The sequence below is a fragment of the Hymenobacter sp. HD11105 genome (assembly GCF_054051685.1).
Window position 1 is genome coordinate 771,544 of sequence record NZ_JBSWBR010000001.1, and the last position, 23,744, is coordinate 795,287.

At 52.7% G+C, this 23,744-nt stretch carries 18 protein-coding genes and 1 riboswitch; of the genes, 8 read left to right on the top strand and 10 right to left on the bottom strand.

Going from position 1 to position 23,744, the window contains the following annotated elements; genetic code table 11:
• Window positions 1-51: 51 nt before the first annotated feature.
• The 3 genes from metX to ACW9KT_RS03450 all read right to left on the bottom strand — a co-directional run bounded on the left by metX (window position 52) and on the right by ACW9KT_RS03450 (window position 3,551).
• Window positions 52-1,080 carry a homoserine O-acetyltransferase MetX gene (gene metX, locus ACW9KT_RS03440; protein ID WP_457077989.1) on the bottom strand — a complete coding sequence of 343 codons (1,029 nt, stop codon included), beginning with the start codon at window positions 1,078-1,080 and terminating at the stop codon, window positions 52-54.
• Between the two features lie 128 nt (window positions 1,081-1,208).
• The gene (locus ACW9KT_RS03445) at window positions 1,209-2,579 is read right to left on the bottom strand and encodes an O-acetylhomoserine aminocarboxypropyltransferase/cysteine synthase family protein (RefSeq protein ID WP_457077990.1); all 1,371 of its coding nucleotides are present in this window, start codon (window positions 2,577-2,579) and stop codon (window positions 1,209-1,211) included.
• Between the two features lie 373 nt (window positions 2,580-2,952).
• Window positions 2,953-3,065, bottom strand: a riboswitch (SAM riboswitch).
• A 186-nt stretch (window positions 3,066-3,251) separates the two neighbouring features.
• Window positions 3,252-3,551 carry a LysM peptidoglycan-binding domain-containing protein gene (locus ACW9KT_RS03450; RefSeq protein WP_457077991.1) on the bottom strand — a complete coding sequence of 100 codons (300 nt, stop codon included), beginning with the start codon at window positions 3,549-3,551 and terminating at the stop codon, window positions 3,252-3,254.
• Between the two features lie 233 nt (window positions 3,552-3,784).
• Here ACW9KT_RS03450 and ACW9KT_RS03455 point away from each other — a divergent pair, with 233 nt between their 5' ends.
• Window positions 3,785-4,198: a hypothetical protein gene (locus ACW9KT_RS03455; RefSeq protein ID WP_457077992.1), complete on the top strand. Its 414-nt coding sequence runs from the start codon at window positions 3,785-3,787 to the stop codon at window positions 4,196-4,198.
• Between the two features lie 87 nt (window positions 4,199-4,285).
• On the opposite strand, the gene ACW9KT_RS03460 is transcribed toward ACW9KT_RS03455, so the two are convergent.
• Complete coding sequence (locus tag ACW9KT_RS03460) at window positions 4,286-5,365, bottom strand: lysylphosphatidylglycerol synthase transmembrane domain-containing protein (protein ID WP_457077993.1); 1,080 nt, start codon at window positions 5,363-5,365, stop codon at window positions 4,286-4,288.
• Between the two features lie 270 nt (window positions 5,366-5,635).
• Between ACW9KT_RS03460 and dxs the strand changes: the two genes are divergently transcribed.
• The 3 genes from dxs (at window position 5,636) to ACW9KT_RS03475 (ending at window position 11,108) form a co-directional block, all read left to right on the top strand.
• On the top strand, window positions 5,636-7,576 hold the full coding sequence (gene dxs, locus ACW9KT_RS03465) for a 1-deoxy-D-xylulose-5-phosphate synthase (RefSeq protein ID WP_457077994.1): 1,941 nt from the start codon (window positions 5,636-5,638) through the stop codon (window positions 7,574-7,576).
• Window positions 7,577-7,936: 360 nt separating this feature from the next.
• Window positions 7,937-10,195 carry an Ig-like domain-containing protein gene (locus tag ACW9KT_RS03470; protein ID WP_457077995.1) on the top strand — a complete coding sequence of 753 codons (2,259 nt, stop codon included), beginning with the start codon at window positions 7,937-7,939 and terminating at the stop codon, window positions 10,193-10,195.
• 142 nt (window positions 10,196-10,337) lie between these two features.
• On the top strand, window positions 10,338-11,108 hold the full coding sequence (locus ACW9KT_RS03475; RefSeq protein ID WP_457077996.1) for an alpha/beta fold hydrolase: 771 nt from the start codon (window positions 10,338-10,340) through the stop codon (window positions 11,106-11,108).
• Window positions 11,109-11,289: 181 nt separating this feature from the next.
• Here ACW9KT_RS03475 and ACW9KT_RS03480 read toward each other — a convergent pair whose 3' ends face one another.
• Window positions 11,290-12,288, bottom strand: coding sequence for an aspartate-semialdehyde dehydrogenase (locus ACW9KT_RS03480; protein WP_457077997.1), 999 nt, complete (start codon window positions 12,286-12,288; stop codon window positions 11,290-11,292).
• Between the two features lie 188 nt (window positions 12,289-12,476).
• Here ACW9KT_RS03480 and ACW9KT_RS03485 point away from each other — a divergent pair, with 188 nt between their 5' ends.
• Entirely contained in the window at window positions 12,477-15,098 is a 2,622-nt protein-coding gene (locus ACW9KT_RS03485) for a lamin tail domain-containing protein (RefSeq protein WP_457077998.1), read from the top strand.
• Between the two features lie 106 nt (window positions 15,099-15,204).
• Here the strand turns inward: ACW9KT_RS03485 and ACW9KT_RS03490 are convergent, their stop codons facing one another.
• On the bottom strand, window positions 15,205-15,768 hold the full coding sequence (locus ACW9KT_RS03490; RefSeq protein WP_457077999.1) for a class I SAM-dependent methyltransferase: 564 nt from the start codon (window positions 15,766-15,768) through the stop codon (window positions 15,205-15,207).
• 505 nt (window positions 15,769-16,273) lie between these two features.
• Between ACW9KT_RS03490 and ACW9KT_RS03495 the strand changes: the two genes are divergently transcribed.
• Window positions 16,274-16,657 carry an SPW repeat domain-containing protein gene (locus ACW9KT_RS03495; RefSeq protein WP_457078000.1) on the top strand — a complete coding sequence of 128 codons (384 nt, stop codon included), beginning with the start codon at window positions 16,274-16,276 and terminating at the stop codon, window positions 16,655-16,657.
• A 158-nt stretch (window positions 16,658-16,815) separates the two neighbouring features.
• The gene (locus tag ACW9KT_RS03500) at window positions 16,816-17,193 is read left to right on the top strand and encodes an SPW repeat domain-containing protein (protein WP_457078001.1); all 378 of its coding nucleotides are present in this window, start codon (window positions 16,816-16,818) and stop codon (window positions 17,191-17,193) included.
• Between the two features lie 94 nt (window positions 17,194-17,287).
• On the opposite strand, the gene ACW9KT_RS03505 is transcribed toward ACW9KT_RS03500, so the two are convergent.
• From ACW9KT_RS03505 to ACW9KT_RS03520, 4 genes are all read right to left on the bottom strand, one after another.
• Entirely contained in the window at window positions 17,288-18,136 is an 849-nt protein-coding gene (locus tag ACW9KT_RS03505) for a transporter (protein ID WP_457078002.1), read from the bottom strand.
• Between the two features lie 94 nt (window positions 18,137-18,230).
• Window positions 18,231-18,716 (bottom strand): thioredoxin family protein, encoded by a 486-nt coding sequence (locus ACW9KT_RS03510; RefSeq protein WP_457078003.1) that lies wholly within the window; start codon window positions 18,714-18,716, stop codon window positions 18,231-18,233.
• Window positions 18,717-18,780: 64 nt separating this feature from the next.
• A complete protein-coding gene (locus ACW9KT_RS03515) occupies window positions 18,781-21,072 on the bottom strand; it encodes a TonB-dependent receptor (RefSeq protein ID WP_457078004.1) in 2,292 nt (763 codons plus the stop codon).
• Window positions 21,073-21,182: 110 nt separating this feature from the next.
• On the bottom strand, window positions 21,183-22,526 hold the full coding sequence (locus ACW9KT_RS03520) for an Nramp family divalent metal transporter (RefSeq protein WP_457078005.1): 1,344 nt from the start codon (window positions 22,524-22,526) through the stop codon (window positions 21,183-21,185).
• Window positions 22,527-22,718: 192 nt separating this feature from the next.
• Between ACW9KT_RS03520 and ACW9KT_RS03525 the strand changes: the two genes are divergently transcribed.
• Window positions 22,719-23,714, top strand: coding sequence for a cation diffusion facilitator family transporter (locus ACW9KT_RS03525; protein ID WP_457078006.1), 996 nt, complete (start codon window positions 22,719-22,721; stop codon window positions 23,712-23,714).
• Window positions 23,715-23,744 lie beyond the last annotated feature (30 nt).

Here is a 23,744-nt window from a genome sequence, read left to right on the forward strand (position 1 = left end):
GTATGCTAAATGCGGAAAGAATAAGACGACAGGATTATGCAAGTGCCTACCTCAGTGAGCAAGCGTCTGCACATAAAAACGCTCGAGAAAATGCGTGATTTGCGCGGTTTCAATCAAAAAGCCATCGTGGCCGTAGCCCGAATCCATTTCGACGTACTTGGCGCCGGGAATGTGGTGAGCCAAGAGTTGCTGCTCGCTGGGCGGAAACAGCACATCGGAGCTAATACTGATGACCAAAGTGCGGGCTTTGATCTGGCTTAACGCCGCTGCAATGCCCCCTCGGCCTCGGCCTACATTGTGCGAGTCCATGGCCTTGGACAAGGCCACATAGGTGTAAGCGTTGAAGCGGGCCACCAGCTTGTCGCCCTGATACTGCTGGTAGGAACTGGCCCGAAAATCGGTGATTTTCTCCCCGTCGGGTTCATGCTGGGTATTGGCGTACGCCTCATAGCTGCGGTAGCTGAGCAAGGCCACGGCACGTGCAGCTTTCAAACCAAATTGCCCCCCAGTCGGAGTGGCCGAGAAATAAGTAGGATCGGCGAAAATAGCTAGCCGTTGAGCTTCATTAAAGGCAATTCCCCAGGGCGAATGCTGGGCATTAGTGGCCAATAACACGAGATGATCGAATAAAGCAGGCTGTTGGATGGCCCATTCCAACGCCTGCTGCCCGCCCAACGACCCGCCCATCAGCGTATGAATCTGATGGATACCCAAGTGTTGGCATAAACTCTCGTGCGCCGCCACCATGTCCCGAATGGTCAGCAGCGGAAACTCATGATACAGCGCACCCGTTGAACCGGTGGCCTCGAGCGGGCCCGTGGTGCCGTAGCACGAACCGAGCACATTGGCGCACACAATAAACCAGTTGGCCGGATCGAAATGGTAGGTAGGCCCAAACAAACCAGGCCACCAGCTGAACACATCCGCGTTGGCCGTAAGGGCATGGCACACCCAGACTACATTGTCGCGGGCAGCATTGAGCGTACCATAAGTATGATACGCAATGCGCACCTGCGACAATGTGGCTCCGCTTTCGAGCGGGAGCGGAGCAGGAAGCGTGTAGAACTGGGGTTCCGTCATGGATAGGGTTGGCAGCTCAAAGGGTTATTTCAGCTTAGAGAAAACTGCGCGATAAGATGTAGTACTGCTGCATTCAGGCCGCTGCAACGGCGCTGAGTGCAGGACTAACCCGCGTTAGACTTCCAGTACTACGGGGTGTTCAACAGCCGGCTCGGGCAAGGTATCTCCTTCGGTTTGCTGATCCTGGGGGCATTTTCGGCCACCGCGTCGAAGGCGCTTTGCAGGTCAGCCTTAATGTCCTCGATGTGTTCCAAGCCCAGCGAAATGCGCAGCAGCGTGGGCGTAACGCCGGCCGCAATTTGCTCTTGATCGGAGAGCTGCTGGTGAGTGGTAGCGGCGGGCTGAATGATGAGAGTTTTGGCGTCGCCTACGTTGGCTAAGTGGCTTATTAGCCTTAGATTGTCGATGAAGTGAGTAGCTGTGTCTTTGCTGCCTCTGATGCTGAACGTGAGGACGCCCCCCGCGCCCCGCTTCAGATATTTCTGAGCTAAGGTGTGGTAGCGGCTGCTTTTCAGGCCCGGATAATTCACGGCTTCTACCTGGGGATGCTGCTCCAGCCATTCGGCCAGCTTCTGGGCATTCTCCACGGTCCGGTCGACGCGTAATGACAAGGTTTCGAGGCCTTGCAGGAGCAGGAAGGAGTTGAAGGGACTGATGGCGGGGCCAAAATCGCGCAGGCCTTCTACCCGCGCCCGAATGATGAAGGCGATGTTGCCAAAAGGTCCGCCCTTACCAAATACATCATTGAAAACCAGGCCGTGGTAGCCTTCCGAGGGCTCCGTGAATTGCGGAAACTTGCCGTTGCCGAAGTCATACTTACCACCATCGACAATTACGCCGCCAATGCTGGTACCGTGGCCGCCAATCCACTTCGTAGCCGACTCGACCACAATGTGGGCACCGTGCTCCAGGGGCCGGAATAGATAACCTCCCGCCCCGAAGGTGTTATCCACGACCAGCGGCAGGTCGTGCTTATCAGCAATGGCAGCAATGCGCTCAAAATCGGGAATGCTGAAGCTTGGGTTGCCGATGGTTTCGAGGTAAAGGGCCTTGGTGTTCTCATCAATTAGAGCCTCGAAGCTTTCGGGCGTGTCGCCATCGGCGAAGCGGGCCTCAATACCTAACCGCTTGAATGCTACCTTAAACTGATTATAAGTGCCGCCATACAGGTGTTGGGTACTCACGAAATTGTCGCCGGCCTGCAAAATATTATTCAGCGCCAGGAACTGCGCCGCTTGCCCCGAGGCGGTAGCCAGCGCGGCCACTCCGCCTTCCAGCGCCGCCACCCGCTGCTCAAATACGTCGGTGGTGGGGTTCATCAGGCGGGTGTAGATATTGCCAAACTCCTTGAGCGCAAATAGATTGGCACCGTGCTCGGCGTTTTTGAACACGTAAGAAGTTGTTTGATAAAGAGGCACAGCGCGGGAGCCAGTGGTAGGGTCGGGTTGCTGACCAGCGTGTAGTTGAAGGGTTTCGAAGTGCAGATTTTGCGTGGACATAGGAAGGCTGAATGGAAGTGGTGTCAGATAGGAAGAGTAATTACATTGCTGAGAATCAGACGCACAGGGCCGCCACTAAGCAGCAGACTGCACAGGCTCCGGAGCTAAAGGGAAGCTAGGCGGAGGCGAGAAGAACCCGTCGGCTAGCGGCTCGCGGGCCCAACACGACGCGGGTTAAGCAGAAGAATAAACTGGGAGGCTAGGCCAAATAGGCTAGCAACAACACACGCGACAACAACACATTCGCGCGGTCTGGCAACGGTCCGGGGCCGGAGCTAAAACACGAAAATCCGCAAGCCAAGCCGCACGCACGGGGGCAGCGGGGGCAAACGGGGGGAGCAAGTCGGGGGAAGAGGAGTTTCTCATGGCGCTGAGCTTATATCTCCCGCGAGCAACTGGCCACGCGGGCAGGAATTGGCACCTTTCACATGATGAAGGTTGCCAGCGGGTCAGGGAGCCTGTTCTCTCGCCGCTTCTGTATAAATCTGAAAAACTATCCCGTCGTTAACGAGAAGTACCGGGTAGGTGGCCGTAAATGTACGGATCGGATTGAAAACGCCAAATGCAGCAAAAAGTTTTTTGGCTTGCCGCAAGCAGGTTTAATAAAACAAAAAAGCCCCCCAGGCCAAGTCTGGGGGGCTTTTTTTACGAACAGAAAAGCAAAGCACTATTTTATAGTTGGGGCAGATTCAATACCTGACCTACTTCGATATGGTCAGGGTTTGCGCCGATGGTCGCCTTGTTAGCATCATATATCTGGTGCCACTTAGCAGCGTCGCCATAGTGTTTTTTGGCGATTTTGGAGAGCGAGTCGCCGCTGACCACCGTGTACTGCGTGCCTTGGGCGGCGGTAGCAGCGGCCGGCTGGTTGGCGTTGCCAAAGAAGTCAGTGTTAGCGTTCTGATTAGGCTTAACGGCTGGCTGTACGGGTTTTTCTTCGCCCTTATTGCTTATGAAATCGAACAGTCCCATGGTCGTAGATTAGGTGAGAAGGAGAAAACAGCAGATAACGCATGTGCCTGACGGCCATGCTGTCAGGTCGTCTTACGCCGGTGCTTCGAATAAGTTGCGGAGCCCAAAATGCCCCCCAGCGTAGCTAACCCTTTGCAGCGGGGCGCGTAAGAAGCGCAACATTGCTTTGCTGCAATGTATGCTCACAACGCACTTCCTTTCCAAATCTCTCTTAAACCTTAGCTCTCCTTCTTATGAAAACTACTGTCCTTTCTTTCCGCTATTTAGCCAGCCTGTTGATGCTGGTATCGTTGTTTACGTTTGCTTGTAAGCAGGAAAACAAAGTTGGCGAAACCAACATGCTATATGGCACCGAAAGCAAAGTGTGGAAAACCGATAAGGAAACCACCGCCAGCGGTGACAAAGTGGCTCAAACTTCAGCCGACAAAGACACCGAACTGCGCTTCTACGCCAATGGTAATTTCAACATGACCTCGCCCCAGCAGTCGATGCAAGGCAAGTATACCTTCGACCAGCCTGGCAAAAAAATCACCCTCACGCCTGATGGTGGTACTACTTCGATGAGCTTCGACGTAGTAAATCTGACAGATAAGAAGATCACGCTGCGCGGTGTAAACGGCGAGCAAATGATGTTGGAAGCTGACTAGTTTGTCAGCTCTTAACCCCACAAAAAAGCCCCCCAGCACTGAGTTGGGGGGCTTTTTTGTGGGGTTATATAAGTATGCCGCAGTTCGCTACGAAGTCATTACTTCCTTCACCCGATGCTTACCAAATACCCGGGCTATCCAGCGAGGCAGGAAAATGGCCCCCAGCACCAAATAGAGATAGTAAGTAACGATACGATACAGGAGCACCACAAAATTGGTCATGGTGGGAGTACCGATAAACTTGCCGAAAAAAGTAGGAAAAGCTCCCTCGGCAATGCCCGCACCGCCGGGAGTAATAGCCACCAGCAGCACCACTTTATAAATCAGATTGCGGCTGAAAATTAACCCAAACTCTCCCCAACTCACATCTATAAAAGCCGCGATAATGCAGCCAATAACTAGGTAACGTGCCGTCCAGACGAAGGCCGTGGACAGGGCCGCTTCTACCCAATATCTGGCTGCGTTGCCGCGTAGCTGAGCCGACGCCCACACCATCTCGTTGCCGTGCTGATACGCTTTGGAACGCCAGCGCCGCAAGCCTTTGAAGGAGAAAAGTCGTACCAGCAGGCGCTTCACCGATTGCGGATTAATAAAAAGCGCATACAGCATAATGCCGGAGTACAGTGACACCATCAGGTAGCTCAGCACAAAGGCAATTTGCAGCGTGGTGACAAAACCGCCTTGCAGGGCTTCGTGCGGGTAAAGCGCATCGCCGGCCAGCCACACCACCAGCGGCACCGTGACCACATAATACACATTATCAAGCAGTGCAGTCACCATGACATACGCCAGCGATTTGCCCAGCGAAATACCTTCCCTGTGCAGCAGAAAAGGGGCTGCCGACGTACCCCCCACGGCGGAAGGAAGCACGCAGGAGGCAAACTCCCAGATCATGATTACGTCCAAACTTTGGCGCCAGCTCAGCACTTTCTCCGAGATGTGGCGAATACGGTAAATATAACCCAAATCGCGGGCTATCAGCACCAACACCATGACAAACAGCCAGTGTAGCTTGGCATTCGCTAGGGGCGCTAAGTCGCCGGGCCGGTAGCTGCGCCAAAACATAAAGCCCACCACGCTTAAGCCAATAAAAACCGGCAAAATGATACGGGAGGGCTTTAGCTTATCAAGAAGTTGTTGTTCCTGATTATCCTGGGTGAGGGGCATGTGAGAGAGGCGGGGTGCTGAGGTAAAAGTAGGCAATATTGGGAGCGACTACATTAGATACGCATTAAGAATGGCCTGGGCTGCTGCCAGTCAAATAGAAAAAAGTAGCCTGTTATGCTTGAGGTAGGTTTCACGATGCCCTGCAACAACCGGCCCTAACGAAAAGTCGTACCTTTGCCAGGTGCCTTCGGCAGGAAACTTGAAAGGGCTTAACCTTTTGAATTCCCAATCTGTTATTCAGCTATATTTTACTTTTTGCCCTTCCGAAAGATGATTGTTGAACCCGGTGAACTGCTGGCGGCTATTGACTCGCCTGATGACCTCAAAAAGCTCAGCGAGGACCAATTAGTGCAAGTGAGCCAGGAGCTGCGCCAATTCATCATTGACTCGGTTTCTATTTATGGGGGCCATTTTGGTGCTTCCTTAGGTGTAGTAGAGCTGACCGTAGCTCTACACTATGTTTTTAATACGCCCTACGATCAGTTAGTGTGGGATGTGGGCCACCAAGCCTACGGCCACAAAATTTTGACTGGTCGTCGTAACCAGTTTCCAACCAATCGCCGCTATGGTGGAATGTCGGGCTTTCCCAAGCGTAAGGAGAGCGAGTACGACGCGTTCGGAGTGGGCCACAGCAGTACTAGCATTGGTGCCGCACTGGGCATGGCCGTAGCCTCGGAGTATAAAAATGAGAAAGACCGCCAGCATATTGCTGTAATCGGCGACGGAGCCATGACGGCCGGTATGGCCTTCGAAGCCCTAAACCACGCTGGCGTAGCCAAGTCCAATCTGCTGGTTATCCTCAATGATAACTGCATGAGCATTGACCCCAATGTGGGCGCGCTTAAAGAATACCTAACTGATATCACTACTTCCCGCACGTATAACAAGGTGCGTGATGAGCTATGGAATGTATTGGGCAAGCTCAGCAAATTTGGCCCTAATCCTCAGCAGATTGCCCGCAAAGTAGAGCAAGCCATGAAGGCTACGCTTCTCAAGCAGAGCAACCTGTTTGAAGCGCTTAACTTCCGGTATTTCGGCCCCGTGGATGGCCACGATGTGCAGCATCTGACCACCATTCTGCGCGACCTGAAGAACATTCCGGGTCCCAAGATTCTGCATTGCGTAACGGTAAAAGGCAAAGGCTACGCTCTGGCCGAAAAAGACCAAACCTTGTGGCACGCTCCCGGCCTGTTCGATAAAATCACGGGCGAGATTCACAAGAAAACTTATGATAAGCCCCAGCCACCGAAGTATCAGGACGTATTCGGCCACACCATCGTAGAGTTGGCGGAACAAAACGCGAAGGTGATGGGCGTGACGCCTGCCATGCCTTCAGGCTGCTCCCTGAATATTATGATGAAGGCCATGCCCGACCGCGCCTTCGACGTGGGTATTGCCGAGCAGCACGCTGTTACCTTCTCCGCGGGCTTGGCCACGCAGGGCTTGGTGCCGTTCTGCAACATCTACTCCTCCTTCATGCAGCGCGCCTACGACCAAGTAGTGCACGATGTGGCTCTACAAAACCTGAACGTAGTCTTCTGCCTCGACCGCGCTGGTTTTGCCGGCGCCGACGGCCCTACTCACCACGGCTGCTACGACATTGCCTACATGCGCTGCGTGCCTAATATGGTGGTAGCCGCCCCCATGAACGAGCAGGAACTGCGTAACCTTATGTACACGGCCCAGCAGCCGGATATGGGCCCGTTCAGCATCCGTTACCCGCGTGGTGAGGGTGTAATGTCCGAGTGGCGCACGCCGTTCAAAAAAATTACCATTGGTACTGGTCGCGTTATACGTGAAGGGAAAGGTGTGGCCATCCTCAGCTTCGGCCACATCGGCAACTACGCCGTGAAAGCTACCGCTGCGCTAGCCGCCGAGGGCATCTCCGCTGGCCACTTTGATATGCGATTCGCTAAACCCTTGGATGAGGAAATGCTTGCCGACGTGCTTAGCCGCTACCAAGCCATCGTGACCGTTGAAGATGGTTGCCTCCAAGGTGGTTTTGGGGCTGCAGTGCTGGAGTTTATGGCCGACCACGGCTACAGCGTACCCGTAAAGCGCCTCGGCATCCCGGACCGCGTTGTAGAACATGGCACCCAGGACGAGCTATACAAAGAGTGTGGATTCGATGCGACTGGTATTGCCAATGCTGTGCGAGAGTTAAGCAGGAAGCTAATTAACATAGTAAGTGCAAAGACATTAGCTGTATAAGTAACCCCTTAAGCCTAAAAAAGCCCCCCAGATAAATCTGGGGGGCTTTTTTAGGCTCTTTATACACTTCGTATCGCACGAATTGACAAGCCCTTATTCATTACTCATATATTATTATTTATAACTCAATTTAAGTATTCGTCCATAGATAGGCTATAGTAGTTTTCTAGACATAACTTATAAAACGGAACTAATAATTTATTGTGCGCCAAAAAGAATTTTTGGATAATTAATGACTATTACCTTATTTAATTGATTTAAAGGGGTGGTGACATAAGAGTTTTCTCATTCATATATGATTTGTGGCATAGATTTGTTAGTTGAAAGATATCTAGTCTTCTTCAGCACACTAATGCCAACATGAAACAACTCTACTCCTTTTTGAGCTGCCTAAGCATGCTCATACTTCTAATGCCACTTACCAGTTATGGGCAATGCAATAATGAAATTGCTATTCGGTACTATAACAATGGCGTTTTAGTAAATACCAGCGTTACTAATAAAGGGCAAAGTGGCTATTCAGGTAATGTATGCCCAACAGCTGGAGCCGGCTATACATTCAGTGCTAGCTCTACATCAAACGCAGTTTTAACTTGGTCTAGAGTTATTAGTCAGGGGGCGAGACCTGAACAGGATGAGGTTGTGGATATTGTTTCAGAGGGAAAAGTCACTTCTTCCACCTCTGTTCCCAATGAACTAAGTGCGACAGTAACTTTTACTCAAACTACAACCTTTCGAATTAAGTCGGACGCTGGTAGGAACAAGTTTGAAGGAAGTAGCAACTGTAACCCTAATACTGTTAGCTATGTGTACCTGACTCTTACTCCAACATTGTCACTTTCTTCTGCTAACCTCGCTGGTGTTTGCTCTGGAAGTAGTGTTGAGCTAAATGCTTCAGGCTCCACTGATGGAACTTATATGTGGTCTGCAAATGGCGTGACGCTTAGCCAAACAGGCAGCTCCATTACTCATAATCCTACTGTCACTACTACTTATACGGTTACCGCCACCACTAGCTGTGGTACTAGCTCTCAACAACTTACAATTCCGGTAAAGAATGTGACTATCACGCCGGCTGCTCCATCTATTTGCGCTGGTCAGTCCACTTTACTTACAGCAGATTATAATGGTGATAACAGTGGTATTAGATACAACTGGACTGTAAAAGGTAGTTCATCCTCACTTTCAACAACAAGAAGCTTAACAGTTAGTCCTTTAGTCACGACTACTTATCAGCTTGTAACCTCAACGAATGATTGCAATACGATTACAAATGAGGTTACAGTAACAGTGGGAGCTACAACAGTGAGTATATCTCCTACAAATACTACCGTCTGTTCTAATGCCTCCACTACTCTAACTGCTACCTCAAATAACCCGAATGCTACTTATTCTTGGCGTGCTACAGTAGGTTCTACCACTACTACCTTATCTAACACTACAGCTGCAATAACAGTAAATCCAACTGCGAATACCACTTATACTGTTACGGCTTCTACCCCTTGTGGTACTGCTAATGCTTCGTCCACGGTAAACGTTGCTGCAGCAGCAATCAATACAGCTTCTCCTACTTCCGCTACTGTATGCGCAGGGAACCCAGTTACGCTGACTGCCAATTCCAATATTTCGAATGCAACTTACAGATGGTATAAGACTACTGACTTAGGTACTGTTATTTCCACAAATGCTGCTCTGACAGTAGCGCCAACAGCCAATTCTAGCTATAGAGTAGTCATTACTACTACTTGCGGAAGCACTACACCGAGTGACATTCCAGTAACAGTGAATCCTACACCAACAGTCACAGTTACTCCTTATAATGCCAGCGTCAGACCCCGATCTACTGTTACCATTAAAGCTGAGGATGGGACTACAGGCACTACGAATACCTATGCTTGGACTGCCACTACGGAAGGAAACATCACTACCTTATCAGAAACTACTCAGTCTATCAATGCTTCTCCCCGTACTGCTACTACCTATACAGTAACAGTAACTAATCCCGCAGGCTGCAGCACTAGTTCACAGTCTGTTATAAATCCGAATATACCTCTGCCTGTAGAGCTAGTTAGCTTTGTAGCAACCTGGACGAGTGCAGCCCCTAAGCTCACCTGGGCCACGGCTTCTGAGAAGAACAATTCTTACTTCGAGATTGAGCGTAGCGTAGATGGCAGTACCTTCCAAGTGGTAGGAAAGCGCTTAGGCGCTGGCACGACACTTTCACGAACCGAATATCAGTTCTCTGACGAGAGCGTCTTCGAAACGGCTGGCAGCACTCTGTATTATCGTCTGCACCAAGTTGACATTACTGGTGAAGATAGCTATTCACCAGTACGCACTGTTCAGGCCAAGGGTGGGAAGAACGCATTCAAGGCTGAGGCATTCCCCAACCCTTATGATGAGGCTGTAACAGTTCAGTTTAATGCGCTTTCAAACGGCAATGCTACACTTACCATCCATGATTTCTTTGGTAAGATAATGCTCACGAAGACTCTAGCAGTTACGAGTGGTGCCCAGAAAGTTGTTCTACCTCAGGCTGCATCTTTACCTGCTGGCGTGTACTACCTGACTATTCTTCAAGGTAGCCAACAGCAAGTGATAAAGCTGAGCCACCGGTAGAAGTACATTTTGTAAATGCCAACAAAAAGGCCAGGACCGTATATGGTCCTGGCCTTTTTGTTGGCATTTAACCCAAGGAATCATCTCGTTGCGCTTGTAATACATACTCATCCGCCTTCACGCACTCACAGTCTCCGCACTTATGCCCAATCCAAAACCCACTATAATCCTCCTGCACGGCTTCGCAGAAAGCCGCGCTATCTGGACTGAATTTACCCAAAATTGCCCCCCAGATTATAAATTCCTCACACCTGACTTCCCCGGCTATGGTAGCCGCGATGCAGCGCCCGCCGCTGACTATTCTATGGAAGCGCTGGCCGAGTTTGTAAAGGACGAGCTAAACCAAGCAGGAGCCCAGCAGGCCATCCTAATCGGGCACTCTATGGGCGGATACGTGGCACTAGCTTTTGCTGAAAAGTACCCGGCGCGAGTAGCGGGTCTGTGCCTCTTTCACTCTTCCGCGCAGGCTGATACCGATGAAAAGAAAGCCAACCGCGATAAAAACATCAGCTTTGTGGAGCGCCATGGGGTAGCGAAGTTTATGGAAACCTTCATTCGCCCACTCTTCGCCGATGCTAACGAGGAAACCATGATGCCTTACCGTCGCCGCCTAGAAGAAATTGGTGCGGCCACACCTCAGGTCAGCGTCATTAGCGGCATGCAAGCCATGCGCGACCGTCCAGACCGCACGGAAGTACTCCGCAAGGCTACGTTTCCAGTACTGTTTATTGTGGGTAAAGAAGATGCCGCCGTGCCTTTGGCTGCTGCGCTGGAGCAAGTTGCGCTGCCACCTGTTAGCACGGCTCTGTTTTTGGAACGCGTGGGCCATGTCGGATTTTTTGAGCGGCCCGCAGCTACGCGCCGGGCGGTGCTGGACTTTGTGGGGGGCATTTTTGAGGAACTGAAACGATAAACTCAGCCTACCCTTAAAGCAAAACGGCCGCTTCATTTCTGAAGCGGCCGTTCTTGTATACTCGCTAATGCTGGCTATCGAATGTCAAAGTTGAATGGACCAACATTAAGTAACTCTACCAGTTTTACTTGACGGAAAGGGGGGTATAGGCAAAATTATGAAGAGTTAGCACCTGAAAAAGTTAAGCCTTAATCAAACCCATCTGCAGCATCGCCTCCGCAATCTGAACGGCGTTGGTAGCAGCTCCTTTGCGCAGGTTGTCGGCTACTACCCACATATTTAGTGTACGTGGCTGCGACTCGTCGCGGCGCAGGCGACCGACCAGTACCGCGTCTTTGCCGTGGGCATCTTTGGGCATGGGGTATTGGTTTTGGGCAACGTCGTCAACTACTTCCACGCCGTCGGTTTCGCGCAGGATGCGGTACACTTCGGGTAGCTCAAAGTCGTTGGCAAACTCCACGTTTACGGCTTCTGAGTGGCCGCCCATTACGGGAATACGTACGGCCGTGGCGGTTACCTGAATAGTGTCGTCGCCGAGGATTTTTTTGGTTTCACGCACCATTTTCATTTCCTCTTTGGTGTAGCCGTTGTCCTCGAACACGTCAATGTGGGGCAGCACGTTCAGATCGATGGGGTGGGGGTAGGCAGGATTGGAAGCCGTTTGGCCGCCGCGCTCTTCCATGAGCTGGTCCACGGCTTTTTTGCCAGTGCCGGTCACGCTCTGGTAAGTGCTCACCACAATGCGCTTGATCTGAAAGGCCGCGTGGAGCTCGTGCAGGGCCAGCACCATTTGGATGGTGGAGCAGTTAGGATTGGCAATAATTTTATCCTCGGGCGTAAGATCCTTGGCGTTGATTTCGGGCACCACAAGCTTTTTGGTCGGGTCCATGCGCCAGGCGGAGGAGTTGTCAATCACCACGGTGCCCACTTCGGCAAAGCGCGGAGCCTGCTCTTTTGAGACGCCGCCCCCAGCCGAGAAAATAGCCACGGCGGGGCGGGCAGCAATAGCCGCGTCCATGCTCACCACCTTGTATTTCTTGCCCTGATACTCAATTTCCTGGCCTACCGATTTCTCGGATGCCACCGGCAACAACTCCGTGACCGGGAAATTACGCTCGGCCAGCACTTTCAGCATTTCGGTGCCCACCAAGCCAGTGGCACCTACGACGGCAACTTTCATGACTAAATCAATTGAGGATACAGGCCGGCAATACGGCATACGCGCAAATATACATCCGTAAGCAGATGCATTTCACGGTATCTTTCTTGCACAGGCGCGGGCCGGAGTCAACCAGTTAAGCTGGTGCCCGCCGTGCGCCTACCGCCGCGGCAGCTCTAGTTAAGTTATAGCAGCCTACCGCGTTACGCATGAAATCATTATTACTCAGTTTATTTTCACTCCTATCCGTTCCTGCCGCAGCTCAGCTCAGTGAGTCCTTTACCGACGGCAACTTCACCCAAAATCCCACCTGGACCGGAGATGCAACCGGCTTTCAAGTCAACGCTCAGCAGCAGTTGCAAAGCAACGGCCCGGCCGTGACGGGCACCACGCTTCAGCTCGTAACTCCAAGCAGTATCGGCAGCGACGCCACCTGGGAATTTTACGCCAACCTCCGCCTAGCCACGTCGGGGGGCAATTTGGCCGATGTCTGGCTGATGGCTGATAAGGATGACCTAAAAGCCACTGGCACCAAAGGCTACTTCGTGCGCCTGGGCGGTACCCCCGACGAGGTTAGCCTGTTTCGGCAGGATGCGACGGGCAATCCCGTGTATGTCATTAATGGAAAGGATGGCACACTGGCTTCCAGCACCAACAACGTAGTGCGCGTGCGCGTCACCCGCTCTTCACAGAACATCTGGACCCTAGAGCGCGACCTGGCTGGGGGGCAAAATTTCACGCCGGAGGGTACTGCTACCGATGCCGTTCATCAGAGGAGCACTCATTTTGGGGTGCGCATCACCTATTCATCTGCCAACGGCACCAAGTTTTACTTTGATGACTTCCGCATTACCAGTAATGCGCCCCTGCCCGTGGCCGATACCACGCCCCCGGCTCTGCTGAGCGCCACGCCTACCGGACCGCGGCAGTTAGAGGCTTTATTCAACGAAGCCCTAGATATTGCAGCCAGCGCTGCTAGCTACCGGCTGGTTGGTGGCCCGGCCGTACTCACTGCTCGCCGCGATGCCGACAAACCGGCCTTAGTTCACCTAACGCTGGGAGGCGATTTGCCACTCGGCAACAATACGCTTGAGGTTCGCCATGTGACCGATGCGCACGGCAATGTAGCTGTGGGTCCGCTTACGGCATCTTTTGTAAACAAAGGATTTGCCGTAGCCCCCAGCTTTCATCAGTTAATCATCACCGAAATTATGGCCGACGAAACGCCCGTAGTAGGCTTGCCGGCTTCCGAGTACGTGGAGATATACAACCCCACAATGAGCACCATAGTAGATCTGGCGGGCGTACGCTTATTCAAACCGGGGAGCACGACAGCAGCGGTATTTCCGGCCGGGGCGGTGCTGTTGCCAGGCGAGTACGCTGTAGTGTGCGGCAGCACGCGGGCCAGTCAGTTTGCGGCCTTCGGAAAAGTGTTTGGGCTCAGCAACTTTCCCAGCCTAAGCAATGCCGGCGACCAACTCGTGCTCACCAACCGAGGCGGGCGTACGCTGTTTGAAATGACTTATTCGGACACTTGGTACAAGGATTTACGCAAAAAAGAGGGCGGCTGGTCATTGGAGATGGTCGATACAGCCAACCCCTGCGCCGGCACCGAAAACTGGACCGCGAGCACCGATGCCAGCGGCGGCACGCCCGGCCGCGCCAACGCCGTGCGCGCCACCAACCCCGACCGCATGGCGCCCAGCTTGCTGCGGGCCGTAGCTCTGACGCCCACCATCGTCCGGTTGTACTTCGGTGAAAAGCTCGATAGTGCTGCTAGCGCTAGTCCTGGCTTGTATGCCCTAGCTCCAGCCACCGGCATAGTCCAGGTGGTACCGCACGCGCCTGATTTTCGAGTCGTTGACTTGCTGCTGAGCAGTGATTTGCCCCCCAATAAGCCCCTGACCGTGACTCTGCAACGCGCCACCGACTGCGTAGGCAATGGCACCGGGCCGACTACTTCTGCCGTGTTTGCCCTGCCCGTACTGGCCCAGCCCGGCGATGTGGTTATCAATGAAGTGCTGTTTAATCCTCGTTCCGGGGGCGTCGATTTTGTGGAACTGCTAAATCGCTCGAACAATTACCTGGATGTGCAGGGCTGGCAGCTAGGCACCGAGGAGCCGGGTGGTGTTAGTGTCAAACCTATAAGTGCGGGTCCTTACGGCTTGGCGCCGGGCCAACTGCTCCTGCTTACTACTCGCCCCGATGTGGTGCAGAGCCAGTACCTAACCCACGACCCGGCCGCTTTTCTGCCTATGTCCAGCTTTCCCAGCCTGCCCGACGATGCGGCTACGATAGTAGTACTAGACGCCAAAGGGCAAACCATCGACCATTTCAGCTACGACGAGAAACAGCACTTGGCCTTACTCAGCGACCGCAACGGCGTATCGCTGGAGCGGATTCGGGCTGCGGGGCCTAGTCTGGGGGGCAATTTCCACTCTGCGGCTAGCTCTGTAGGCTACGCAACACCGGGCCTAGCTAACTCCCAGTACCAAGCCGATCCTACCGGGACACAGCTTTTTCAGTTAGCGCCCGAAGTCTTTACGCCCGATGAAGACGGACAGCAGGACTTTACAACCCTCAACTACCGCCTCGACCAGTCTGGTTATGCAGCTTCCATCACCATCTACGATGCGCAGGGACGCCTCACTCGAAGGTTGGTTCGGAATGAAACCTTAGCCACCAGCGGGTTCTTTCAATGGGATGGCCTCACCGACCAAGGCCGCAAGGCAGCCATCGGACCCTATGTACTCGTGATTGAGTTGCTGCGCCCCGCCAGCGGTGACACGCGCGTGTACAAGCGCAACGTGGTTCTAGGCGGCCGGTTCTAGCACTGATTGCTAGTAATTATAATTAATAATTAACTACATAAAATAAAAGCAAATTGATTTTTTGGATAAAGACATTTTATTTCAAAAACATAATTTTATCAAATGCTTATTTTGTTGCATCAAAGAGACGCATAGGTGGCGCATTGAAAAAACAAAACTCTGTATCTACTGAAGTGAAATAATTATCTAAATGTGTTTTTAGAAATTTATCAATTTGAAAAAAAGTCTGATAGGCCAAAAACTTGCCTCCTGACCGCAAACACTTATACGATTCTTCTACAATCGTTTGACGAAGGGAAGCTGGTAGGAAAGAGAAAGGAATGCCTGAAATGATATAATCAGCTTGCGCTAGGCCGGTTTGTTGCAATATGGGCCTTACATTTTCGGCGCTGTCATGATATATATGAAGGCGCGGATCGTGGAAGCAGTTCTCTAAAATACTGACAAAGTCAGAGTTACGCTCAATGGCGATGAGCGTAGAATCCGGAGTAAGGTTGTTCAATAGGTAATGCGTAAAAACACCAGTACCCGGACCATATTCAACGATAGTAATTTTTTTACTGAAATCAATCTTACCGCACACTTTGCGGATAGTAAATAGGGAAGTAGGGGTGAAAGAAGCAACTTGCTTATCCCGCAACATGCTTTTTAGATAAATTATAGTGTCCATACTAATTAAATAAGTTGTTATTTTACTTGTTTCGTCTTTTAAATAAAGTTCATCAATGTCTTCTTTGATTAGGGTAATACGATAAAATAAGTGCAGAAGATATGCTATGTTGTAGGCTACATAATGTTCAGCAGAACAGTTGTTATAGATTTACAGAATTATTTGCTCGTAATGCTCCTATATCACTTATTGCATGAGACTTTATAGCCGAAAAAGCAGCACAGTAAATTGCTCTTTTCAATGTGAGTAAACTCAGTCATACAACTGGCAACTTGTTGCGTGAACTATAGCTCATTGCCTGGAAGCAACGCATGACTGGCTCAGGGCTGATGATAAGACCATTCTGGGTAGCAAGTGTGAGTGCATCAACGCGGTTTTTCTGGCTGGGGTGGGGAATGTGTTCGGACTGAATTACCCCGCGAATACACGCAGCTGAACCATATCTTTTGATTATCAGGCTCGTAAGAAGGAGAAACCGTTCTTTTCCAATCTCAATTCTTTAGCTATGAAAGTCATTTCACCCCGCGTCCATGGTATTCTCGACTATGGCACTATTCTGCTCTTCGCATTGGCACCTACTATCTTTGGGTTCACCGGCATGTACGCCACCGTTTGCTACATTTTAGCAGCTGGTTATCTGGTGGTTACTTTGCTAACGGACTTTCCAATGGGTATAGCTCATATGATTCCGTTTCCTGTCCATGGTGGCCTGGAGTTGGTTAGTGGCTTGGTATTACTGGCCTCGCCTTTCCTATTTGGTTTCAACGACGACAATGAGACGGCTCGTAATTTCTTCATGATTATGGGCGGTGTGTTTCTGGGCGCCTGGCTGCTGACCGATTGGCGTGCCCAAACACGTAGCCACAACTCTGCTATGTCGAACCATTAAATTTTCTTAACTCACAAAAAAGCCCCCCAGCGCGTCGCTGGGGGGCTTTTTTGTGGACGGCAAACGCGTAAACAAGTACAGCTCAACAATATCCTTCCCGACAGGGTAGCGTAGTAATTAACCCAAACCCATCCCGTTTATTTAACCCTCTTTGATTTATGAAAATCTTATCACCGGTAGCCCACGGCGTCATCGATATAGGCTTCATCACTGCTTTGGCCATGGCCCCCATTGTGCTCGATTTGGTGCCAGCCGTAGACACGGCATGCTTCGTAATGGCCGGCGGCTATTTGCTGCTTACCCTCATGACTGACTTTCGGTACGGCCTGATTAAACTGGTGCCTTATCCGGTACATGGCTGGCTCGATTTGCTCACCGGCGTTGCGCTGGTAGCCGCACCTTTCGTCTTAGGTTTTGAGTCGGGCAGCGCCGAGCGCAACCTGTTTCTTTTCCTGGGGATCGTGTCAATAGTTGTCTGGTTCCTAACCGACTGGCGGGCACAAACCCGCACGATGATGACCGACAGAAATACCTAATACAGCTTCGCTAAGTAAACTTTAGCTGAAAAGGCGGCGGCACAATGGTGTTGCCGCCTTTTTATATAGTAGGCAAAGCGCCCGGTGCGTTCAGTTACCGTTTGATGGTAATACCCACGAAGAATTCGCGCTCCGTGTCGCGGGTAAAGGGCAGAATAGTACCTACATCAAGCTGCGCATTTTTACTTAGCTGAAACTTAGGTCCAAAGTTGACGATGGCCTGCCAACTGTTTTCGCGGGCGTTCCACCGGCCCAGCACCTCGCCGTAGGCCCCGATAGTATCCGTGAAGCTATGCTCGGCGGTGATGGCGGGTACAAACTGAAAGTAGTGGCGGTTGGTTTCGGGGTCGTAGTTTCGGTCGCCCTCTATCTGCGCCGATATGTCCCAGTCGTCGGTTAGGCGATAATTGAAGGGCACAATCAGGCCCACTTCGGTGCCACTGCTACTCCGGTCGCCGCCGATTGGTAGACGTACAAACCCGGTAATGCCCATAGCGGCGCGCGTCTCGTCGTCGTCGCCGAAGAGGTTGCGCTTCACGCGCAGCGTCAGGTCGCGGAAGCTGTTGCGGCGCTCCGCGGGGTCGTCGGGCGAAGTGCCTTTCTCCGTGGCGAATGGCTCGACGCCTACTTGAAAATCGAATTGGTCGGTGATACCCAGCTTGATGACCAGTGGCGCTACCTGCCAGGTGCGGCTGCGCATTCCCTGGCTGCGACCGGTGAGTAGGCGCAGAAAATCACCTTCCACCTGTATGTGGCCGGGCTCAACGGTGTAGGGGCTTTCCGTAATGCCGGGCCGGTCGGGGTTTAGCTTCCGCATCGAGTCGGGCGGCGTAGGGTTAAACAGCGAGTAGCCGTCTACCTTTACGCCCTTCTCAGGACGTTGCGCGTAAGTGGCAAAAGAGAGCGGCAGCAAGGCCAGCAGCAACCAGTAGATTTTTATCATTCAATAAGAAAAAGAGGCTTTAATAACAAACGGCCTGCATACGCAGAAACAACCCAATCGACTGGAAAGTGCTTTGAGCAGGCTGCCGCAGTATTTACTGCCGCATCTTATCCAGCGCGGCCGTTAGCTGAGTTGCTTTTATCAACCCTAGCCAGCGGCCGCGTACTTGCAGCTTATCATCGAGCAACACAATAGTAGGGTAAGAAACTTGGCCGTGTTCGTCGCGAGCCAATTCTTGCGCCAGCCCATGCACGCCGCTGCTAGGGCCGGTCGCTTTAAAGGTGAAAGTTTGCCCGGCTAGCCGCACCGGCTCTTTGCTTTCCGCGTTCAGGGCCACGGCATAAAAGGAGGCATTGAGGCTACTCACTACATTTTTGTCTCGAAAGGTGGTCAGGTCTTGAAGCTTACAGTAGTGACACCAGTCAGTATACACGTTTACCAGCACGGGCCTGGGGTGCACGCGCATACTATCGGCCAGGGCCTGCGGTGTAAGCCACCGCACCGCAGGACGCGCCGCGGGTCGGGTGCCGCTAAGCGTGAGCAAGAGTGGTAGGAGCAGCAGGAGGCGGAGCCAAGCCATAATGGAGGGCGCTTACGTCGCGCTATTAATAAGGTGAAAAACGAAAAGCACCGCACACTTCTTCTTACCGAAGCGTATACCGCAGCCCGAAAAACCCGCGAATGCCTTGGTTGGAAGCATACACGTAACTCGGATCAAACGTCAGGGCGGCTGGGTTATCTGGTGTGGCTACTGGCTGCCCGGCGGCGTCAAACTGAACTTGCTTGTCAAATGGATCGAAGGCGCGGGCAATGGCGGCGCGAGTCGGGCGAAAGTTGAGCAGGTTTTTTACGCCCCCGTACGCTTCCCATTTGTCCCCCAGGCGCTTGGTGACCTGGATATTCTGAATGCTGAAGGTAGGTGAAGAAGCCGGCCGCGGGTCCAATGGGCCCAGCAGCGGGAGGCGCATGGGCCCGTACACGTTACCGGTATAGTCTACGCTGATGCCGGCCTGGGTAAAGCGGTAGCTCAGGGCAAAGGTTCCGGATACTCGCTCCGTCAGGAGCTGACGCCGCTTCTCGCTTTGGCCCTCGTTGTCGTTTACCTGATACACATCCAGCGCCGTAACGCCAAAAATAGCAGTCAGGGGAAAGCCAAACGTGAGGTCCGCGTTGAGCGTGATGCCGCGCGACACGGCGTGTCCGCGCAGATTATCATAAACTAGCAGCGTGGGGTCCGACTCGTAATCGGGCGTGATTTTGTTGGTAAAATAAGTGTAAAAAGCGCTGGCGTCGAAGCTTAGCAGGCTCTGACCAATGGGCAAGAGGCGCTGATAGTTCAGGTTGACGTTGTAGCTGCGCTCGGGCTGCAAAGAGCCGCGGATAACCACTGTGCGAGCACCGGTAAGCGCGGCGTGGTCTTCAGTGAACACATTCACGACCCGGTAGCCGTTGCCCGCGCTCAGCCTAAGCGTCTGATGCTCATCGGGCGAAAACTTGTAGTTGACGCGGGGTGTGAAAATGCTACCATGATAAGAGTTGTAATCATAGCGCAAGCCCATCAGTAAGGTGTGCTTGCTGTTGAACCGCAACTCATCCTGCACGAAAACGCCCGGCAACCAAATGCGCTGGGGGGCATTTTGGGGAGCTACGGTGTCGCCAGTGGCGGTGGCGGGGGTGTTGTCGTCGAAGTGAGTGAAGCGCAGGGCCGAGCCTAAGAGCAGCTGGTGGCGACCCGCGGTGTGGGCGGCTGTTAGTTGGCCGAAGGCAATATCCTGCTGAGCCTTATACACTGTGGTGCCATACACCGAGTTCTGACTGTGAGTGTTCAGCGAGGTGCTTAGCATCACCTGTGGCCCGCGAATGGGTAGCTGATACGCCCCAATCACCTCCGCGCGACTCGTATAGATTGATTCGGCGTAGATACTGTCGCCGCCGCGCAACTCTGGCGTCCACCGCATTTGTCCGCCCCAACGGTCCTCGTAGAGGTAGCGGGCCGCCAGCGAGGCTACCCGACTTTCGGGCCGGGCCAAGGTCAGCTTATCAAATACCGAAATGCGTTTGGCTAGGGCAATGTCGGTGAAACCGTCGCCATTCGCGTCGCGGGGAGAGTCGTAAAGGAAGCCATTGGCTCCGAGCAAAGAAGTAAGCTTGCCAACGCGGGTTTTCAGGGCCAGATCCACGTTATGCTCGCCCCAACTGGTGCTAAAGGCGTCGGCTGATACCTGGGGGGCTTTTTCCGGGTTGCGCGTGATAATGTTGATAACGCCACCCACTGCCTCAGAGCCATAGAGCGTGGAGGCCGGACCTTTCACTACCTCAATGCGCTCCACGAGGCTATTCGGAATGCCCGTCAGGCCATACACGGTGCTCAGGCCGCTCACGATGGGCATGCCGTCGAGCAAAACCATAGTGTAAGGCCCTTCCAGCCCGTTGATGTGAATATCGCCGGTGTTGCAGATGTTGCAGTTGAGCTGGGGCCGCACGCCGTTCACGGTTTGCAAGGCTTCAAATACAGAGGGTGTTGGGTTTTTCTTAAAGTACGTCGGGTTATAGACTTCCACCGGCACCGCCGACTCCAGACGCGTTACCGGCTGTAGCGTGCCCGACACCACTACTTCGCCCAATTCCTGCCCACTGCTGGGTTGCAAGGTCACGTTCACGCTGGCGGTTTGCCCAACCGTTACCGTTACGGCTCGCTCCGTGGCCGTGTAGCCAATGGCACTGATAGCTAAGCGGTGGCTACCGGGGGGCAAATTTTCGAGAATGAACACCCCATCCTCCATTGCCGTGGCGCCCATACTTGTGCCTTTCACCCCAATGCTGGCAAAAGGCACTGGCCCACTGCCCGCTCTCACCGTACCCCGTACACGTCCCGATTGAGCCCACAAGGTAGTTGCCAACAGTAAGCAGAAACAAACGAGTAAGAAGCGTTTCATACACAAGCGCGATTAGAATTTAGATAGACTATTGATTTTAATTTAGGTGGGCCTAAATCCGGCCAGGCAAAAAAGCGCAAGTGCTTACTAAGCGCTTGCGCTTTTAAAACTTATCCGGTAAATGTCTCGAACAGCAGGTAAGCGTTCAATATCATGATAATGCCTGATACTGTCCAGGCAACGACCTTGACAAGGGGGGAATTGGTAAACACACCCATTTTCAGGCGGCTGCTGGTAAACAACACCAGTGGCACCACCGCGAAGCTTAGCTGCAAAGACAGAATAACTTGGCTAAACACCAGCAACTCGCCTGTGCCTTTCTCCCCATAAAGCAACGTAACGATAAAGGCCGGCACCACCGCAATACCGCGCGTGATCAGGCGACGCAACCAAGGCTTCAAACGAATATGGAGAAAGCCTTCCATCACGATTTGCCCGGCCAAGGTGCCCGTAAGCGTCGAGTTTTGACCCGAAGCCAGCAAAGCCACAGCAAACAGCACACTGGCCGCACCGGCACCCAGCACCGGCGCCAATAGCTTGTGCGCATCGTTGATATCAGCCACGTTGAAGTAGCCATTGCGGTGAAACGCTGCGGCAGCCGTGACCAAAATGGCTGCATTCACGAAGAAAGCCAGAAATAAGGCCACCGTAGAGTCGATGGTAGAAAACTTGATGGCCATACGCTTGCCCTCCTCTGTCTGCTCGATGGCGCGCGTCTGCACGATACTGGAGTGCAGATAGAGGTTGTGCGGCATCACAGTAGCACCTAGAATACCAATGGCAATGTAAAGCATGCCAGGGTCTGTAACTACCCGGGTTTGAGGCACAAGGCCCGCAGCAATACCCAGCCAGTCAGGCCTTGACGCCACTATTTCGTAGAGGAAGCAGCCAAAAATCACCACAATCAGACCCGCCACAATGCTTTCGATAATGCGGAAGCCTTTGTTTTGGAAATAGAGCACTACTAGCACGTCCAGAATGGTAAGCACCACGCCCCAGGGTAGGGGTAGGCCGAAGAGCAGGTTTAAGGCAATGGCCGAGCCGATAACTTCAGCCAAATCGCAGGCGGCAATGGCAATTTCGCAGAGCACCCACAGCATCATTGCCACGGGCTTGGAATAATGGTCACGGCAGGCCTGGGCCAGGTCGCGGCCCGTCACGATGCCGAGCTTCGCCGCCAAATGCTGCAAGAGCATAGCGAAGAGGTTGGAAATCAGAATAACTGAGAGCAGCGTGTAGCCGTAGCGGGCGCCGCCCGCAATATCGGTGGCCCAGTTGCCGGGGTCCATGTAGCCGACGGCCACCATGAGCCCGGGCCCCCAGAACGCAAATAGCTTACGCCAAAACGAGGCGTTGTGAGCCGGTACTTTTATGCTTGCGTACACCTCCTGCAATGAAGGTGCATGCCGGGCCTGACGCCAGCCTGGATGGGCCGATGGAGGCGTGGGGGGCATTTTTACGGAATCCTTAACAGGTTGAGACACTGTAGCTGTAGAAGATGTATCCACAAATTACGGCATTTTTAGACTAATCTAAATTTATTTTTCAAGATACCTTAATTACTGATTTTTATCTAAAATGTTTCACCTACCAATGAAGTTGATTTTTTAGCGGATTTTTGCCCCCCGTTTTGTGTTCATCCCCTTATGACGCTTCCCCAATCCAAACTCCGCTTAGGTCTGTTATCGCTCGTGGTGAGCGCGGGGCTGGTAGGCGTAAAGTTTTACGCCTACTTCCTCACGTCTTCCCAAGCCGTACTAACCGACGCATTGGAGTCTATTATCAACGTATTTACCAGCGGCTTTGCACTTTATAGCCTTTACTTGTCGGGCCTTCCCAAGGATGAAAACCACCCCTACGGTCACGGCAAAGTCGAGTACTTATCGGTCGGCTTCGAGGGCGCACTAATTCTGATTGCGGGTATCTATATCTTCTACAGCGCCACATTGGCTTTTTTGGAGCCGCACGCCGTAGCCCGCCCCGATATGGGCATGGCGCTGCTTGGCTTTACAGCGCTGGTAAATCTGGCTGTGGGATTTTTGCTAATAAGCTCGGGCCGCAAGCTTAAGTCAGTAGCGTTGGTGGGCGACGGGCAGCACCTATACCTTGACGCGGTAAGCACCATTGTATCGTGTATAGCGCTGTTGCTGGTAGCTGCAACCGGCAATGTGCTGTTTGATGCTGGCGCGGCCTTGCTGCTAGGCGCTTTTATCGTTGTGAATGGCCTGCGCATGGTACGCCGCTCAGTAGGCGGCCTCATGGACGAGTCGGATGTGGTAGTGGTGCGGGAAGTTATTGGGGAGCTTCAGCAATTTCGCCGGCCCGCTTGGATTGATGTGCACAACCTGCGGGTGTTGCGCTACGGAGCCAACCTGCACATCGACTGCCACATGACTATGCCATACTACTTCAGCCTTGATGAGATTCACAACGAACTGAATGACATTGAAGCCCTCATCCGGCAGCGCTTCGATGTGGATGTGGAAATGTTTGTGCACGCCGACCCCTGCACCTTTACCGCCTGCGCCCACTGCCACATGCCCGAGTGCCCCGTGCGTCATCATCCGTTCAGTCAGGAAATAGGCTGGACCCTAACTAATGCCGTGAAAAACGAGCGGCACCAATTGCAGGTAGAGCAGTAGAAGTCGGTGTTGCCGGGTGGCAATCTAGCG

Coding starts and splice junctions, on each gene's coding strand:
- metX (WP_457077989.1), bottom strand. CDS start 1,080: ATGACGGAACCCCAGTTCTACACGCTTCCTGCTCCGCTCCCGCTCGAA.
- ACW9KT_RS03445 (WP_457077990.1), bottom strand. CDS start 2,579: ATGTCCACGCAAAATCTGCACTTCGAAACCCTTCAACTACACGCTGGT.
- ACW9KT_RS03450 (WP_457077991.1), bottom strand. CDS start 3,551: ATGGGACTGTTCGATTTCATAAGCAATAAGGGCGAAGAAAAACCCGTA.
- ACW9KT_RS03455 (WP_457077992.1), top strand. CDS start 3,785: ATGAAAACTACTGTCCTTTCTTTCCGCTATTTAGCCAGCCTGTTGATG.
- ACW9KT_RS03460 (WP_457077993.1), bottom strand. CDS start 5,365: ATGCCCCTCACCCAGGATAATCAGGAACAACAACTTCTTGATAAGCTA.
- dxs (WP_457077994.1), top strand. CDS start 5,636: ATGATTGTTGAACCCGGTGAACTGCTGGCGGCTATTGACTCGCCTGAT.
- ACW9KT_RS03470 (WP_457077995.1), top strand. CDS start 7,937: ATGAAACAACTCTACTCCTTTTTGAGCTGCCTAAGCATGCTCATACTT.
- ACW9KT_RS03475 (WP_457077996.1), top strand. CDS start 10,338: ATGCCCAATCCAAAACCCACTATAATCCTCCTGCACGGCTTCGCAGAA.
- ACW9KT_RS03480 (WP_457077997.1), bottom strand. CDS start 12,288: ATGAAAGTTGCCGTCGTAGGTGCCACTGGCTTGGTGGGCACCGAAATG.
- ACW9KT_RS03485 (WP_457077998.1), top strand. CDS start 12,477: ATGAAATCATTATTACTCAGTTTATTTTCACTCCTATCCGTTCCTGCC.
- ACW9KT_RS03490 (WP_457077999.1), bottom strand. CDS start 15,768: ATGGACACTATAATTTATCTAAAAAGCATGTTGCGGGATAAGCAAGTT.
- ACW9KT_RS03495 (WP_457078000.1), top strand. CDS start 16,274: ATGAAAGTCATTTCACCCCGCGTCCATGGTATTCTCGACTATGGCACT.
- ACW9KT_RS03500 (WP_457078001.1), top strand. CDS start 16,816: ATGAAAATCTTATCACCGGTAGCCCACGGCGTCATCGATATAGGCTTC.
- ACW9KT_RS03505 (WP_457078002.1), bottom strand. CDS start 18,136: ATGATAAAAATCTACTGGTTGCTGCTGGCCTTGCTGCCGCTCTCTTTT.
- ACW9KT_RS03510 (WP_457078003.1), bottom strand. CDS start 18,716: ATGGCTTGGCTCCGCCTCCTGCTGCTCCTACCACTCTTGCTCACGCTT.
- ACW9KT_RS03515 (WP_457078004.1), bottom strand. CDS start 21,072: ATGAAACGCTTCTTACTCGTTTGTTTCTGCTTACTGTTGGCAACTACC.
- ACW9KT_RS03520 (WP_457078005.1), bottom strand. CDS start 22,526: ATGCCCCCCACGCCTCCATCGGCCCATCCAGGCTGGCGTCAGGCCCGG.
- ACW9KT_RS03525 (WP_457078006.1), top strand. CDS start 22,719: ATGACGCTTCCCCAATCCAAACTCCGCTTAGGTCTGTTATCGCTCGTG.